The organism is Burkholderia sp. IMCC1007, from assembly GCF_027257875.1.
Classification (GTDB): domain Bacteria; phylum Pseudomonadota; class Gammaproteobacteria; order Burkholderiales; family Burkholderiaceae; genus Burkholderia.
Window position 1 is genome coordinate 157,411 of record NZ_JAPVQY010000003.1, and the last position, 14,863, is coordinate 172,273.

The 14,863-nt window shown below is 68.3% G+C and carries 12 protein-coding genes and 1 pseudogene; 4 read left to right on the plus strand and 9 right to left on the minus strand.

Features of this window, described 5'->3' with window-relative positions; genetic code table 11:
- Positions 1-7 precede the first annotated feature (7 nt).
- Genes O1Q03_RS04825 through O1Q03_RS04835 form a run of 3 tightly spaced genes read right to left on the minus strand, consistent with a single transcriptional unit; the run spans position 8 to position 2,540 of the window.
- On the minus strand, positions 8-772 hold the full coding sequence (locus O1Q03_RS04825) for an SDR family oxidoreductase (protein WP_269501901.1): 765 nt from the start codon (positions 770-772) through the stop codon (positions 8-10).
- 41 nt (positions 773-813) lie between these two features.
- On the minus strand, positions 814-1,845 hold the full coding sequence (locus tag O1Q03_RS04830) for a phosphotransferase (protein ID WP_269501902.1): 1,032 nt from the start codon (positions 1,843-1,845) through the stop codon (positions 814-816).
- Between the two features lie 20 nt (positions 1,846-1,865).
- Positions 1,866-2,540: a histidine phosphatase family protein gene (locus O1Q03_RS04835; protein ID WP_269501903.1), complete on the minus strand. Its 675-nt coding sequence runs from the start codon at positions 2,538-2,540 to the stop codon at positions 1,866-1,868.
- A gap of 217 nt (positions 2,541-2,757) precedes the next feature.
- Between O1Q03_RS04835 and O1Q03_RS04840 the strand changes: the two genes are divergently transcribed.
- Complete coding sequence (locus O1Q03_RS04840; RefSeq protein ID WP_269501904.1) at positions 2,758-2,913, plus strand: DUF3309 family protein; 156 nt, start codon at positions 2,758-2,760, stop codon at positions 2,911-2,913.
- Between the two features lie 131 nt (positions 2,914-3,044).
- On the opposite strand, the gene O1Q03_RS04845 is transcribed toward O1Q03_RS04840, so the two are convergent.
- From O1Q03_RS04845 to O1Q03_RS04855, 3 genes are all read right to left on the minus strand, one after another.
- Positions 3,045-3,431, minus strand: a complete 387-nt coding sequence (locus tag O1Q03_RS04845; protein ID WP_269501905.1) for a BON domain-containing protein — start codon at positions 3,429-3,431, stop codon at positions 3,045-3,047.
- A 48-nt stretch (positions 3,432-3,479) separates the two neighbouring features.
- Positions 3,480-4,475 carry a LysR family transcriptional regulator gene (locus tag O1Q03_RS04850; RefSeq protein WP_269501906.1) on the minus strand — a complete coding sequence of 332 codons (996 nt, stop codon included), beginning with the start codon at positions 4,473-4,475 and terminating at the stop codon, positions 3,480-3,482.
- Positions 4,476-4,606: 131 nt separating this feature from the next.
- Positions 4,607-5,644 (minus strand): NAD(P)H-quinone oxidoreductase, encoded by a 1,038-nt coding sequence (locus O1Q03_RS04855; protein WP_269502062.1) that lies wholly within the window; start codon positions 5,642-5,644, stop codon positions 4,607-4,609.
- Between the two features lie 194 nt (positions 5,645-5,838).
- Here O1Q03_RS04855 and O1Q03_RS04860 point away from each other — a divergent pair, with 194 nt between their 5' ends.
- A complete protein-coding gene (locus O1Q03_RS04860; RefSeq protein WP_269501907.1) occupies positions 5,839-6,711 on the plus strand; it encodes a LysR family transcriptional regulator in 873 nt (290 codons plus the stop codon).
- Between the two features lie 27 nt (positions 6,712-6,738).
- Here O1Q03_RS04860 and O1Q03_RS04865 read toward each other — a convergent pair whose 3' ends face one another.
- Positions 6,739-9,504, minus strand: a complete 2,766-nt coding sequence (locus tag O1Q03_RS04865; RefSeq protein ID WP_269501908.1) for a LuxR C-terminal-related transcriptional regulator — start codon at positions 9,502-9,504, stop codon at positions 6,739-6,741.
- A 332-nt stretch (positions 9,505-9,836) separates the two neighbouring features.
- Between O1Q03_RS04865 and O1Q03_RS04870 the strand changes: the two genes are divergently transcribed.
- On the plus strand, positions 9,837-10,256 hold the full coding sequence (locus tag O1Q03_RS04870) for a nuclear transport factor 2 family protein (protein ID WP_269501909.1): 420 nt from the start codon (positions 9,837-9,839) through the stop codon (positions 10,254-10,256).
- Between the two features lie 264 nt (positions 10,257-10,520).
- Here O1Q03_RS04870 and O1Q03_RS04875 read toward each other — a convergent pair whose 3' ends face one another.
- Entirely contained in the window at positions 10,521-12,185 is a 1,665-nt protein-coding gene (locus O1Q03_RS04875) for a fatty acid--CoA ligase (RefSeq protein ID WP_269501910.1), read from the minus strand.
- Positions 12,186-12,547: 362 nt separating this feature from the next.
- Between O1Q03_RS04875 and hchA the strand changes: the two genes are divergently transcribed.
- On the plus strand, positions 12,548-13,429 hold the full coding sequence (gene hchA, locus O1Q03_RS04880) for a glyoxalase III HchA (protein ID WP_269502063.1): 882 nt from the start codon (positions 12,548-12,550) through the stop codon (positions 13,427-13,429).
- 75 nt (positions 13,430-13,504) lie between these two features.
- Here hchA and O1Q03_RS39950 read toward each other — a convergent pair.
- Positions 13,505-14,791, minus strand: a pseudogene (locus O1Q03_RS39950) (acyl-CoA dehydrogenase family protein); the annotation flags it as partial.
- Between the last annotated feature and the right edge of the window lie 72 nt (positions 14,792-14,863).

The following is a 14,863-nucleotide window of genomic DNA, read 5'->3' on the forward strand; positions in this document are numbered from 1 at the left end:
CGCGCGCTCAGATCGTCAGGCCGCCGTCGACGACGATGCACTCGCCGTTCGTGTAGCTCGCCGCGTCCGACACGAGATACAGCACCGTGCCGGCCATCTCGCGCGGCTCCGCGTGGCGGCGCAGCGGAATCTTCGCCTTCCACGTTTCGTAGATGTCCTTGTCGGCGAACAGCGCGCCCGCGAACTTCGTCTTCGTGAGGCCCGGCAGCAGCGCGTTCACGCGGATGCCGAACGGCCCGCACTCCTTCGCGAACGCCCTCGTCATGTTGACGACCGCGGCCTTCGTGATCGAATAGATGCCTTGCCGGTCGCCCGGCTGCAGCGCGTTCACCGACGCGGTGTTGACGATCGCGCCGCCGCCGTTCGCCTTCATCAGCTTGCCGGCCTCGACCGACATGAAGAAGTAGCCGCGGATGTTCACGTCGACGGTCTTGTCGTACGCAGCGAGATCGGTATCGAGGATGTGCCCGAAATACGGGTTCGCGGCCGCGTTGTTCACGAGGATGTCGAGCCGGCCATGCTTGCCGCGGATCGTCTCGAACGTCGCCGCGATATCCTCCAGCCGCCCGACGTGGCACGCCAGCGCTTCGGCACGGCCGCCTGCCGCGATGATTGCGTCCGCAACCGCCTGGCAGTCGTCGATCTTGCGGCTCGACACGATCACGTGCGCGCCCTGCTCCGCCAGCAGCTTCGCGATTTCCTCGCCGATGCCGCGGCTTGCGCCCGTCACCAGCGCGATCTTGCCCGTCAGGTCGAACAGATTCGTTGCCATGTTGCTGTGCTCCTCCATTGATGTGTTTGTCGTGCCGGCGTTCAGCGATGCGCGTCGATCACGGCCACGGCCATTTCGGCGAGCCGCCCGGTCATCGCGCCGACGCGCAGCGCCTGCTCGCTCGATGCGTTGCCCTGCAGCGCGCGCGCCTTCACGCCCTGCGCGATCGCGGCGAGCCGGAAAAAGCTGAACGCGAGATAGAAATGCCAGTCACGAATCGGCTCGATCCCGCGCAGTTCGCAATAGCGCGCGACGATCGCCGCTTCGTCGGGAATCCCGAGTGCCGCGGGATCCTGGCCCGCGAGCCCGCGCACCTGGCCGCCTGACGGCAGTCGCAGGCACATGCAGAAATACGCGAGATCCGCGAGCGGATTGCCGAGCGTCGACAGTTCCCAGTCGAGCACGGCCTGCACGCGATAGCCGTCGTGCGCGAACATCAGGTTGTCGATCCGGAAGTCGCCGTGCACCAGCGCGGGCCGGCCCGTGTCCTCCGGGCACGCCTTCGGCAGCCAGTCGATCAGCGTCTCCATCGCGTCGAGGCGCTCGGTTTCCGCCGCGCGATACTGCTTCGTCCACACGCCGATCTGGCGCTCGAAATAGTTGCCCGGGCGGCCGTAGTCGGCGAGGCCCACCGCGTCGACGTCCACGTCGTGCAGCGCGGCCATCGTGCGGATCAGCGCGTCGTAGCAGGTCGCGCGCTCGTCCTTCGGCAGCTCGGGCAGCGCCGGATCCCAGAAGATCCGGCCGTCCTCGAAGCTCATCACGTAGAACAGGCTGCCGATCACGTCGCGGTCTTCGCACAGGTGATACGGATGCGCGACCGGCACCGCGGTGCCCGACAGCGCGCTCAGCACGCGGAATTCGCGGTCGACCGCATGCGCGGATTTCAGCAGCTCGCCGGGCGGCTGGCGGCGCAGCACGTAGCGGCCGCTCTTCGCGTGCAGCAGGAAGGTCGGGTTCGACTGGCCGCCGGCAAACTTCTCCATGTCGAGCGGGCCTTCGAAGCCCGGCACGTGCGCTTCCAGATAGCGCGTGAGGCGGGCTACGTCGAGGGGCTGGGAAGGGTTCGTCATCGTCGCGATCGTTCGTAGGGTCAGCCGTAGGTGCGCCACGCATGTCGTTCGGGATCCTCGAGATGCGGGATACCGTTGAACGACGCCAGGTGGAACGCATCGGCGTTGAAGAAAAACTGCGAAAGACTGCTGTTGCGGATCTGCAGGTTCAGCGCGATCGCACTCGACGGCGGTGCGGCGAGCACCTGCTGCACGGTCACCGCGATCGGGCCGCCGGAACTCACCGCGAGCACGCGCTGGCCGCCGCCGGCGCGGATCGCGGCGCGCGCGTCGGCGACGCGCTGCTGGAAGTTCGCCCAGGTCTCGGGCGCGGTGACGCCGAGCTTGTCGTCGGCCCACAGGTGCAGCACCTGCCGCAGCGCGCGAAAGTGCTCCTTCATCGAGCCGGCCGCGAGCCGCGCGATCTCCGGATAGTCGCTCGCGGCCGCCGCGAACAGCCCGTGGAAGTCGTATTCGTTCAGGCCGGGATGGCGGTCGACCGGCGCGCCTTCACGGCCCATCCCGCGCAGGATCGCGGCGACCGTCTGCGCGTGCCGGTTCATCGTGCCGCAGATCACGCGGTCGAACGTCAGGCCCTGCCGCGCGAAGTATTCGCCGAGCCACACGCCCTGCTGCTCGCCCGCGGCGGACAGCCGGTCGTAGTCGTCCGTGCCGAACGACGCCTGCCCGTGCCGTATCAGAAAGAGTTCAGCCATTGCCTGCCTGCCGCGTGAAGGAAACTGGAAGCCAGCATAGCGAGCAGGCCCGCATTTTTGAAATTTATTTTCTGAATCAGCGGGTATTCATCGTGTGAATTTGATGTCGTCACCGTATTCAAACAGTGCGCTTGCAGCGCCTTTCGACTTCCCGGCGTCGCGGCACGCGAATTGCGACACCCGCCACCGTCATGTCACCACGTTCAGGAGGGATGCGATGCTCGGTACGATCCTTATCATCGTTCTGATTCTGCTGCTCATTGGGGCATTTCCGGCGTGGCCGCACAGCCGAGACTGGGGCTATTGGCCGTCGGGCGGTCTCGGGCTGGTCGTCATCATCGTCGTGATACTGGTGCTGCTCGGTCGAATCTGACGGCTTTCCCCGCCGGCAGGCGGCGAGGAACCGGCCGCACGCGCCGGCGCGTCCCTGCCGCGCCCTTCGTCGTGGATTCTTTACACAACGGGGGTCGGAAAGGACACGCCGCGTACGGCACGCGCTGCCCGTTACTGGCCGCCTTCCAGCCGCAGCTGGAGCCGGCTCTTCACGGAGGTCACGCCCGCCACCTGACGGGCCGCGTCGACCGCGGCCCGGTCCTGCGCTTCATCGGTGATCAATCCGGCCAGCGTCACGTCGCCCGTTTTCGCCTTCGCGAACACGCTGACCTGCGCGTTGCCGATACCCGGCGCCTTCATGACGGCCAGACGCACCTTCTTCGCGAACGCGCGATCGGCCGCTCGCTCGGCTTTCTTTGCCGCGCGCGGCGACGTGGTCGGCGGCGACACGGACGCAGCGGTCGCGGCAGTGGCCGTGGTGGTATCGGACTGAGCATGGCCAAGCATCGGCGACAGCGCCACCAAACCTGCAACGACGATTGCAAAACGGTGCTTCATCGGATTTCTCCTCAACGGAACGAACGGGAAAGGTAGGGGCGCCGGCCGTCAGGCCGTGGCGACGGTCAACGCGCGCACGCGGCCGCGACCGCGTTCGCGGCCGCGCGGTGCCGCGAGCGCGGCGAGCGCGCGTTCGTCGGCTTGCAGCGCGAGCGCCAGGTTCGCGCGCACGTGATCGACGAACGTGCGGACTTTGGCGTCGACGAAGCGACGGGACGCATACATCGCGTACACGTCGAGCATCGTCAGCCGGTAATCGGGCAGCACGCGCACGAGCCGACCGCAGCGCAGATCGTCGATGACCGAATAGATCGCAAGCGAGCCGATGCCGAGCCCGGCATGCAGCGCGAGCGACAGCGCTTCCGGCGCGTTCGCCTGAAACGGCGCGTCCGGCACCGCGTGCGCGATCGTATCGCCGGCGGCGCCGTGCAGCAGCCATTCGCCATGTGCGTCGGCGGGCGTGTCGAGACGCAGGCAGGTGTGGCTCGCGAGATCGGCGGGCGTTGCCGGCGCGCCGTGGCGCTCGAGATAGGCGGGCGACGCGACCAGCACGCTGTGCGACGTTCCGCACGAATGCGCGATGTAGCCGGAGTCGGGCAGGTGCGACGCGGTGACGATCGATACGTCGTAGCCCTCCTCGACGAGATTCGGCATGCGTTGCGAATAGGTCATCTCGATCGACACGTCAGGAAAGCTCGCCTGATACGCGAGGGCCGCCGCGGTCACATGGCTCTGCCCGAGGCCGGCCATCGTGTGCACGCGCAAGCGCCCGTACGGGCGCACCAGCGCATTCCGGGCCTCGGCATTGGCCTGGTCGACGTCGCCGAGAATCGACTGCAGGCGTTCGAAGTAGCGGCGCCCGCTGTCGGTCAGCGCGATCCTCCGGGTAGTCCGGTGCAGCAGGCGGATCTGCGCGTATTCCTCCAGGCTCGCGACGGCCCTCGACACCTGCGCGGTGGCGACGTCGGTCTGTTTCGCCACGGCGGTGAAGCTGCCGGCCTGCACGACGCGCACGAACGTCCGCATGTTCTCGAGCATGTCCATTTCGACCCATCATCCATTGCGGCGCCCGCGCAGCGCGACGCCGGGGGCGGCGACGCATTCAGTGGTACCGATTGTCCGGCAATCCCGGCCGTGGCTTCACCCCCCGAGCGGGGGGCTGAAGCGTCCGGCCGTCATGTGGAATGCTTGGCGTTTGCGTCGATGGCGGCCTGCAGCGCCGGCTCCGCCGCCGGCGTCACCAGCACGATCTTGCCGATATGACGACCGGAATCCATCAGCTCGTGCGCGGCGCGCGCATCGCGCAGCGCGAACAGCCGGTACACCTGCGGCTTGACGGCGCCTTGCCGGATCAGCGGCCACACGGCGTGCTCCAGCTCGCGAATGATCTGCGCCTTCTCGTCATAGGTGCGCGAGCGCAGCGTCGAGCCGATGTGCGTGAGCCGCTTCGTCAGCATCGGGAACAGGTCGAGCTCCTTCGCCGGGCCGTTGATCACGCCGATCTGCACGATGCGGCCATTCAGCGCGGCCGCCGCGAAATTGCGCGCGACGTAGTCGCCGGCGATGATGTCGACGATCACGTCCACGCCGCGGCCGTCGGTAAAGCGCTTCACCGCGTCGACGAAATCCTCGCTGCGGTAGTCGATCGCGTGATCGGCGCCGAGGCGCACGCTCGCGTCGCGCTGCGCGTCCGAACCGACGGTCGTGATGATCTTCGACGCGCCGAACGCCTTCGCCAGCATCGTCGCCGTGGTGCCGATGCCGGACGCGCCGCCGTGGATCAGCACGCTTTCGCCGGCCTTGAAGCCGCCGCGCTGAAACAGGTTCAGCCAGACCGTCATGAAGGTTTCCGGCATCGCGGCTGCTTCCGCCATGCCGAGCCCTTCGGGAATCGCGAGCGTATTGCTTTCGTTCGCGACCGCGTATTCCGCGTAGCCGCCGCCGGGAATCAGCGCGCACACGCGATCGCCGATCGCGAAGCGCGTGACGTCGCGTCCGATCGCGACGACGTCGCCCGCGACTTCGAGGCCGGGAATGTCGGACGCCCCGGGCGGCGGGTCGTACAGCCCCTTGCGCTGGAACACGTCGGGGCCGTTGACGCCGGCCGCATGAATGCGGATCAGCACTTCGCCGGCGCCGGGCGACGGCACCGCACGGGCAGCCGGCACGAGCACTTCGGGGCCGCCGGGACGCACGATCTCGATCGCGGTCATGTCGGCGGGGAGCGGTTTCACGTCATCAATCACGATATGATCCTCAACGTTCGTCGATGCCCGACCGATTCACGGGCCTTCCCGGAACCGCGGCATCGCAATGTGTGTGAAGAGAGTCTAGGGACGATGCTGCGCGCGCACACGCAGCGAATTGCCGATCGGGGAATGCAAAAATGCATCAGTCAGGACACGCGATGAACTGGGACGACGCACGCGTCTTTCTCGCGATTCATCGCGAGCGCACGCTGCGCCGTGCGGCACAGACGCTCGGCATCGATCAGGCAACCGTCGGGCGGCGGCTCGCGACGCTCGAGCACATGCTCGGCGCGACGCTGTTCCTGCGTTCGTCGAAAGGCTATCTGCCGACGCCGGTCGGCGAACTGGCGTTACGCGCCGCCGAGGCGATGGAGCAGCACGCGCACGAGCTGGTGCGCTTGACGCAAGGGGTCGACCGGCGGCTCGCCGGCGAAGTGAAGATCACGACGACCGATGCGCTCGCGCTCGAGTTCGTGATGCCGTCGATCGCGCGACTGCACGCGAAGCACCCGGACGTGTCCGTCGCGTTGAACACGTCGACGCAGATCCTGAACCTCGCGAAACGCGAAGCCGATATCGCGATCCGCACGGTGCGGCCCGACAATCCCGATCTCGTCGCGCGCCGCCTGGCACGCTGGGACATGGGCCTGTTCGCGTCGCACGACTACCTGCAGCGGCACGGCGAGCCCGAGCGCGGCCACGCGTTCGCGGGGCACGACCTCGTCGTCTACCAGCCGTACCTCGACGCGAGCCGAGCCCCGTCGATCGCCGGCGAGCCGATCGACGGCGGCCGCATCGTCGCACGCACGACGTCGAACCTGATGATGCGTGCGGCGCTGCGCTCGGGCCTCGGGATCGGCGAGGTTCCGGTCTACATGGGAGAGCGCGACGGGCTCGCGCGCGTGTGGCCCGATTGTGTGCGCGCGGCGCCGTACGAAGTGTGGCTCGTCACGCATCGCGACCTGCGCCACACCGCGCGCATTCGCGCGGCGATCGACGAAATCTCCGCGTCGTTCGCCGCGCATCATTGACGCTTGCCGCGTGCGGACGGCGGCCGCTCATTCGTCGCCGGGCCGCACGCGCGACGCATCGAGCGCGAGCCCACTGCGCACCGCCTGGATGCGCGACGTGACGTTGAGCTTTTCGAAGATGTTCTTCAGATGCCACTTGATCGTCTCGGGCGCGACGCGCAGCGCACGCGCGATTTCCTTGTTCGACAGCCCGCGTGCGACGTAGTCGAGGATTTCGGCTTCACGCGCGCTCAGGTTGCCTGCCACGCCGGGGCGGCCCGCGGGTGTCGCGCTCGCGGCGCGCTGCGCGTCGAACGCGCGCAGCAGTTCGCGCGGATACCACGCGCCGAGCGCCGGGAACCGGTCGAGCTGCTTCTGCACGCGCGCAAGCATGCGCTCCACCACCGGCCCTTCGTCGACGAAGGTGCGCACAAGCCCGTTGCGTTGGCCGTATTGGAGCGCACCGGCGAGCATCGCGAGCGCGGTATCCTCGTCGCCCGCCTGCTCGCACGCCACCGCGCGCAACACGGCCGCCTGCGCCGCGAACCAGTCGAATCCGCGTGCGGCGAGCACGTCGTGCACGATCGCCATGACCTGCACGGCTTCGTCGATACGCGCGTCGGCGAGCAGCAGCCGCGCATGCGCGGATTGGGCCATCTGCCAGGTCTCGACCTGGCTCGACGTCTCGTCCGGCGGCGCCGCCGGCACCAGCGATGCGAGCGCGTGCCCGACGCGATGCGCCTGCGTCGGCTTCCCCGCGCTCAAGTGCAGCCGCACGCCGGTCGCCATGCAGCCGACGCGCAGCCGCAGCCATTGCCGGCTGCAGGCGACGTGATCGGCCTCGTCGAGCAGCTCATGCGCACGCGCGTCGTTTCCCGACTGGTACTGCAGCAGCGCGGCGGTCTGCACGAACCGCAGCAGCGGCCCGAGCGAGCACGCCTGCATCGCGATGTCGAAGCGGTCGGCCTGCGCGTCGCGCACTTTCTGCCAGTCGTTCCACTCGTAGTAGATCGCCGACAGGTAACCGGCCGACAGCGCCGTGGCCGCCGACAGGTGCCCCGCCGCCCGCTCCGCGGCACGCAACGCGGTTTCGAACGTCTTCGACGCGTCGTGCAGGCGGCCTGCGACGAATTCCGCGAGCCCCGACATGTTCTGGCGATACACGTTCGCGAACAGCGGCTCGTGGCCGGACGCCGCGCGCTCGGCCCGTGCGCGCAGATCCAGCGCGTCGTCGAGGCGCCCCGCGTAGCCGAGCCCGAAGCTCAGCGTCGTCTGCCCGATCTGCTCGATCCACGAGCCTGCCGGCGGGCCGGCCGCCAGCACGCGTTCGCCGAGACGCAGCGCGTCGGTACTGTGGTCCGACAGCGCGGTAACCAGCGAGCGGACGGCCAGCAGCTCGGTTGCCGTGACGGCATCCGTATCGAGCCGCCCCGCGGCGACGTCGCTTTCCAGCACCTCGAGCGTGTGGCGCGCGTCGATCATCTGCATCGACAATGCGAGCGCCCACGCGTGCGCGATCCGCAGCCGCAGGCGGCCTGCCAGCGCGCGAGCGGGCAGCCGCGACACCCAGTCGAGGACGGTGCGCACGTCGCTCGCCGCGATGAGCTTCATCGCGCAGGTTTCGACCCAGCCGGCGGCCGCGTCGAAATCGCCGGCCGCGAGCGCGTGCCGGACGGCGTCCGGCCATTGCCGCTCGGCCGCATGCCATTCGCTCGCGCGGCGATGCAGCACGGCGACCGCAGCGGGCTCCCGCAGCGCCAGTTCCTCGCGCAGATACTGCAAGAACAGCGCGTGATAGCGATAACGCCCGCGATCGCCGTCGATCGACCGGATGAACAGGTTGCGCGCGCTCAGCCATTCGAGGCACGCCAGCGCATCGTCGCGGCCGGTCAGCGCATCGCACAGCGCCGGCGTCATCCGGTCCAGCACGGCCGTATGCAGCAGAAAGTGCCGGATCGCGTCCGGCACCTGCGTCATCACGTTCTCGTTCAGGTAGGTCGCGATGCCCGCGCGCGCGTGGCTGACCTGTTCGGCGATGCGCTCGGCGTCGCTGTCGTCGTGCAGCGCGAGCGCGGCGAGCTGCAGCCCCGACACCCAGCCCTCGGTGGCCGCGCGCAGGCGTTCGACGTTTGCCGGGCTGAGCGGCTTGCCGGCGATCCGCTCGAAGAATGCGCGCGTCTCCGCAGCGTCGAAGCGCAGGTCGTTCTCGTCGATGCGCACGAGCTGGTCGCGCGACTCGAAATAGCTGAGCGGCAGCGCCGGAATCGATCTGCACGCCAGCACGACGTGCAGGTTCGACGGCGCATAGCGCAGCAGCTCGAACATCGCGTCGTGGATGACCGGCGATGACAGGCGATCGAAGTCGTCGAGCATCAGGAACAGTTCGACCCCCGAACGCTCCAGCTCGTTGAGCAGCTCGTCGAACACGGTCTTCAGCGGAATCAGCGCGCGGTCGCGCAGCAGCCGCTGCGCGCGCACGCCGACGCCGCCGGTCGCATCGACGATCGCCGCGACCACGTACGACGAGAAGATCGACGCGTTGTCGTCGTCCCGGTCGAGGCTCACCCACGCGACCTTCGCGTCCGCTGCGACGACCGCGCTGCGCCATTCCGCGAGCAGCGTCGTCTTGCCGTATCCGGCCGGCGCGCAGACGAGCGTCAGCCGGCGATCGCGCGCGCGCTCGAGCCGCCCGAGCCGCGCGATGCGCGACACGATCCCGCGGGCCGACGCCGGCGCAAGCTTGGTGCGGACCAGCACTTCGATCGTGTCGGCGTCCGTCGGGCCGGCCGCTTGTCTGCTGTCCCTCGGCGTCATGCTGTTCCCGTTCTCCTTGCGCTGCGCGCGTGTCCACCGGCCCGGAAAGCGCGGCAGGCCTGCCGGATGCCCGGCCAACGCGCACCGCCACCGAAACAGCATAGCGATTCGGCACGGGCCTTCAAAAGTAGGTGATGTCCGGACCGGTGCGCGCTGGCGGCGCCGCGTCACGGCCGACGGTAAAGGACCCGCATTGTTCTCGAACGAATCTCGGATGTTCAGCCCCCCATTCGGGGGGCTACCTCGCGCGGAGGACTCGCTTCATCCTGACTGCACGGCCCGCGGGCGGCCCCCGCCGCCACTGTCGCCGTCCTTTCTCACCAGGAGTTGCCATGAACCGTCGCGACGTCGTCGCCGCGTTTTTCGACCGGTATCGCCGGCATGACATCGACGGCATGCTCGCGCTGTTCGCGCCGGATGCCACGATCGACTACGTGCCGATCGCCGTGACCGGCCTGGCGGCCGTGCACGGCAAGGCCGTCTGGGCGGCGCTGCTGGACGCGTTTCCGGACCTCGGCAACGCGGTCGATGCGATCCATGCGGACGACGCCGGCCGTCATGCCACGGCCGAGGTCACCATCGGCGGCACCCAGGCGCAGGAATTCGCCGGCATCCAGAACCGCGGGCGCGCGTTCTCGCTCAGGCATGCGTTCGTGTTCGAGTTCGACGCCGACGGCCGCATCGCGCGGCTCGCCGCCTACTGGGACAACGTGCGGCTGTTCGAGGATCTCGGCAAGACGACGCTTGGGTGACGACGCTTGGATGACGACGTTCCGATGACGACGCTCGGATGACGACGTTCCGATGACGACGCTCGGATGACGACGTTCGGATGACGACGCTCGGATGACGACGTTCCGATGACGACGTTCGGATGACGACGTTCGGATGGGGCGCTTCGGATGGGGCGCTTCGGACGGCGGCGCTTCGGCGAAACGCTCGCCGGATGGTGCGACGGGCCACCGGCGCCGCCGCCGCGCGTGCGGGCGGCCGGCGCGCCGCGCCCGCACCGCCGCTCAGTCCGGCTGGTAGCGCTCGCGCAGCGCGCGCTTGTTGATCTTGCCGACGCTCGTCTTCTCGATCGAGTCGACGATCAGCAAGCGCTCCGGCACCGCGTAGCGCGAGATCAACCCGCGATCGGCCACCTGCTTCACATGCGCCTGCAGCTCCGCCGGTTCGACGCGGCCGACGTGCTCGTCGGCGAGCACGACGAGCGCCAGCGGCCGCTCGCCCCAGCGCGCGTCCTTCACGCCGATCACCGCCGATTCCCGCACGGCCGGATGGCGCGACAGGATGTCCTCGAGCTCGAGCGACGACACCCATTCGCCGCCCGTCTTGATCACGTCCTTGATCCGGTCGGTGATCTGCAGCCGGCCGTCGGGATCGATCACGCCGATGTCGTTCGTATGCAGGTAGCCGCCCGCCCACAGCGCCGCCGACGCCTGCGCATCGCCGAGATAGCCTTGCGTCGCCCACGGCATCCGCACGACGACCTCGCCCGCCGATCGCCCGTCGTGCGGCACGTCGCGAAACTGCGCGTCGACGATGCGCAGGTCGACGAGCGGCAGCGGCAGGCCGGCCTTCGTCCGGCGCGCGATATCGTCGCCGGGTGCGTCGGCGGCCGCGCGCGGCGGATCGATCTGCGCGATCGTCATCAGCGGGCACGTTTCCGACATCCCGTAGCCGGTGTAGACCTCGATGCCGCGCGCGAGCGCCGCCCGCGCCAGTCCTTCCGGCAGCGGCGAGCCGCCGACGATCACTTTCCACGACGACAGATCGGTCGCGGCCGACGCCGGGCTGTCGAGAATCATCGCGAGCAGCGTCGGCACGCAGTGCGAATACGTCACCGCTTCGCGCGCGATCAGCGCGAGCAAGCCTTCCGGCGAATAGCGTCCCGGATAGACCTGCTTGAGGCCGAGCGCGGTCGCGATATACGGCATGCCCCATGCATGCACGTGGAACATCGGCGTGATCGGCATGTAGACGTCGTCGCGGTGCACGCGCCCGCGATCGCGCGCGCTCGACAGCGCCGCCATGCCGGCCAGCGTGTGCAGCACGAGCTGGCGATGCGTGAACGCGACGGCCTTCGGCAGCCCGGTGGTGCCGGTCGTATAGAACGTCGTCGCACGGGTGTTCTCGTCGAAATCGGGAAACGCGAAATCCGGCGAGCCGGCCGCGACGAGGCGCTCGTATTCGTCGGCGAAGCCGTCGGGCAGGTCGATGTCGTCGCCGTCGGCGATCAGCACGAAGTGGGTCGCCGTGGTCAACCGGTCGCGCATGTCCGCCAGCAGCGGCAGGAAATCGCGGTGCACCAGCACGACCCGCGCGCCCGAATGGTTGAGCGTGTACAGCAACTGATCGGGCGCCAGCCGGACGTTGGCCGTCATCAGCACCGCGCCCATCATCGGAATCGCGTGGTAGCACTCGAGGTAGCGATGGCTGTCCCAGTCCATCACGGCCACGACGTCGCCGGTGCCCACACCGAGCGCCGCGAGCCCGCTCGCGAGCTGGCCGATGCGATGCCGGAACGTCCAGTAGTCGTGCCGGACCCGGTCGCCGTACACGATCTGCTGCTCGGGCCGCGTCGCGAGCGGCGCGTGCAGCAGTTGCTTGATCAGCAGCGGATAGGCATGCGCGGCCGGGGCCGCCGCATCGTCCGCGGACAGGTATGACGAATTCATGAATGCCTCCATAAGCGACCTGGCCGGTCGTCGCGATTGCGGCCACGATACCGGACGGGCCGGGTTTCGCGCCCCCCCTGTTCAGGGGGAGCGACGCCGGCGGAAAGGCGGTGCGTTCGGCCTTTTCTTTCATACGAACATCGCGGCGACCGCGACGCGCGACCCACCTGTTCGGGGGGGCGATTGCCGCAACGCGGCGTTGTAGGATTCATCGCAGCGCGTATCCTCGTCGTGGGATTCCCGTCCGCACGACGAGGCATGAACGCCAGGCCGGCGCGGCGGGTCGCGCCATGCGCATCGAGACCGCCCGCCGCCGAGCCCACGCCGCCATCCCAGAACCCATCCCCGAACAAGGAGCAGCCATGACTTCCGACACGACGCAGATGGACCGAACGCCCACCCCCGATCCCGCCGAGAACAACGCGTTCTTTCCGTCGCGGTATTCGCTGTCGCAATACACGTCATCGAAGACCGATTTCGACGGCGCGGACTACCCGAATCCGTACACGGGCGGCAAGTGGAAGGTCCTGATGATCGCGACCGACGAGCGCTACGTGCTGATGACGAACGGCAAGATGTTCTCGACCGGCAATCATCCGGTCGAGATGCTGCTGCCGATGCATCACATGGACCAGGCCGGTTTCGACATCGATGTCGCGACGCTCTCCGGCAATCCGGCGAAGCTCGAGCTGTGGGCGATGCCGAACGACGACGAAGCGGTGCAGAGCACGTACCAGAAATATCTGCAGAAGCTCAAGACCCCGCTGAAGCTGTCCGACGTGCTCGAGCAGAACGCCGGCGCCGATTCGCCGTACATCGCGGTGTTCATTCCCGGTGGCCACGGCGTGCTCGCCGGCATTCCGCACAGCAAGGACGTCAAGCGAACCCTCAAGTGGGCGCTCGACAACGATCGGTACATCGTCACGCTGTGTCACGGCCCCGCGTGCCTGTTGTCCGCGGCGATCGACGAGGCGCCGCAGGACTACCCGTTCAAGGACTACGAGATGTGCGTGTTTCCCGACGCGCTCGACACCGGTCCGAACCTCGACATCGGCTACATGCCGGGCCCGCTGCCGTGGCTCGTGGCCGATCGCCTGGAGAAACTCGGCGCCAAGGTGCTGAACAAGGACATGACCGGCCGCTGCCATCAGGACCGCAAGCTGATCACGGGCGATAGCCCGCTCGCGTCCAACGGTGTCGGCAAGCTTGCCGCCGCCGCGTTGCTGAAGGAAGTGGGGAACTGATGCCACATGCGCCGCGCGCCGGGGCGACGCTCTGCCCCGGCGCGCGGCGGGCCGCCCGACCGCGCGCGCCCGGTTCTCGCGCGGCCACCCGCTCTGGTAAAACACGCCGGCCAGCACGCCGAGACGCGACGCGAGGACGTAGTTCTCGCCATCCTCGATCAGCGCCGAACGCACGTCGCGGAACAGCTTCTCGATCGGAAACTCGCGCGTGGTGCCGTTGCCGCCGAACAGCTGAAACGCCTCGTGCGTCACCTTCATCGCTTCCTCGGTCACGCTCACCTTCGCCTGCGCGGTCGCGTACGGATGGCTCTGCGGCGACATCCGCGAGAACGCGAGGCTGCGCCGCGCGATCGCGCGCGCCATCTCGAGCCGCCGCAGCATCTCGCCGATGCGCAGGTGCGTCATCTGGTGATCCATCAGCAGCGCGCCGCCCTGCTTGCGCTCGTGGCAATACGCAAGCGCGAGTTCGAACGCCGCGCGCGCGACGCCGACGAACACCTGGCACATGTGCGTGCCCGCGTACGACCACGTTGACGCGAGATTGCCGAGATAGTCGTCCTTCAGCGCGATCGCGAAGCGCTTCGGCACCTTCACGTTGTCGAAATAGATCTCGCCCTGCGGCAGCGAGCGCTGGCCGATCTTGTCGAGCGGCTTGCCGCGCGATACGCCCGGCAGGTCGAGCGGCAGGATCATCGCAATGCCGTTGGTGAACTGGCTGCGTTCGCCTTCGCCGTAGAAGCCGTCGCCGTAATCGGCCGCCATGTATGCAAGCGCGACCTGCGCGACCGAGCCGTTCGAAATCCATGCGGAGCTTTGCCCGTTGATCACGATCTCGTCGGCGCCGACCTTCGCGGTCACGTTGCCGACCGGCTGCCGGCCGTTCGCGCCGAGTTCCTGCCGATACAGGATCGCCGCATCGGAGCCGCGATCGGGCTGCGTGTTCATCCAGCAGCCGACCTTGCCCGCGCACATCTCGACCAGCTCCGGATTGCCGACCGAATGCGCCATCATCAGCGGCATCGTCGCAGCGCCGATCGATACGGCAAGGCCCGAATCGCCCCAGCCGAGCTCCTCGCCGATCAGCGACTCGATACGCACTGCGGTGTCCGGCGGAAACTGCGCGATCAGTTGCGGATCGAGACCGAGCTTCGCGCTCTCGACGATCGCGGCCCAGTACGGCGAGCCGGGCGCGATCACGTCCTCCGGCGTCATGCGGTCGAGCTCGCGCCCGATCGGCCGCAGCACGTCGCGCGCGAAGCGGTGCACCGTGTGCTGAATCGCGTTTTCCTCTTCGCTCAGCGGCGTCTCGAAGCCGGTCAAGCCGACCAGCGGCAGCGCCGCGGACTTGTTCAGACGAATCATTTCCGTTCTCCTCCTGGACTCCAGTCATGTCGACCAGGCAGCAGATGCACCCGGCCGTCCCACATCTAGTAA

Bases quoted from the DNA above. Each gene is read 5' to 3' on its own strand.
- O1Q03_RS04835 (WP_269501903.1), bottom strand. From the start codon at position 2,540: ATGGCTGAACTCTTTCTGATACGGCACGGGCAGGCGTCGTTCGGCACG.
- O1Q03_RS04825 (WP_269501901.1), bottom strand. From the start codon at position 772: ATGGCAACGAATCTGTTCGACCTGACGGGCAAGATCGCGCTGGTGACG.
- O1Q03_RS04850 (WP_269501906.1), bottom strand. From the start codon at position 4,475: ATGGACATGCTCGAGAACATGCGGACGTTCGTGCGCGTCGTGCAGGCC.
- O1Q03_RS04860 (WP_269501907.1), top strand. From the start codon at position 5,839: ATGAACTGGGACGACGCACGCGTCTTTCTCGCGATTCATCGCGAGCGC.
- O1Q03_RS04855 (WP_269502062.1), bottom strand. From the start codon at position 5,644: ATGACCGCGATCGAGATCGTGCGTCCCGGCGGCCCCGAAGTGCTCGTG.
- O1Q03_RS04865 (WP_269501908.1), bottom strand. From the start codon at position 9,504: ATGACGCCGAGGGACAGCAGACAAGCGGCCGGCCCGACGGACGCCGAC.
- O1Q03_RS04830 (WP_269501902.1), bottom strand. From the start codon at position 1,845: ATGACGAACCCTTCCCAGCCCCTCGACGTAGCCCGCCTCACGCGCTAT.
- O1Q03_RS04840 (WP_269501904.1), top strand. From the start codon at position 2,758: ATGCTCGGTACGATCCTTATCATCGTTCTGATTCTGCTGCTCATTGGG.
- O1Q03_RS04845 (WP_269501905.1), bottom strand. From the start codon at position 3,431: ATGAAGCACCGTTTTGCAATCGTCGTTGCAGGTTTGGTGGCGCTGTCG.
- O1Q03_RS04875 (WP_269501910.1), bottom strand. From the start codon at position 12,185: ATGAATTCGTCATACCTGTCCGCGGACGATGCGGCGGCCCCGGCCGCG.
- O1Q03_RS04870 (WP_269501909.1), top strand. From the start codon at position 9,837: ATGAACCGTCGCGACGTCGTCGCCGCGTTTTTCGACCGGTATCGCCGG.
- hchA (WP_269502063.1), top strand. From the start codon at position 12,548: ATGACTTCCGACACGACGCAGATGGACCGAACGCCCACCCCCGATCCC.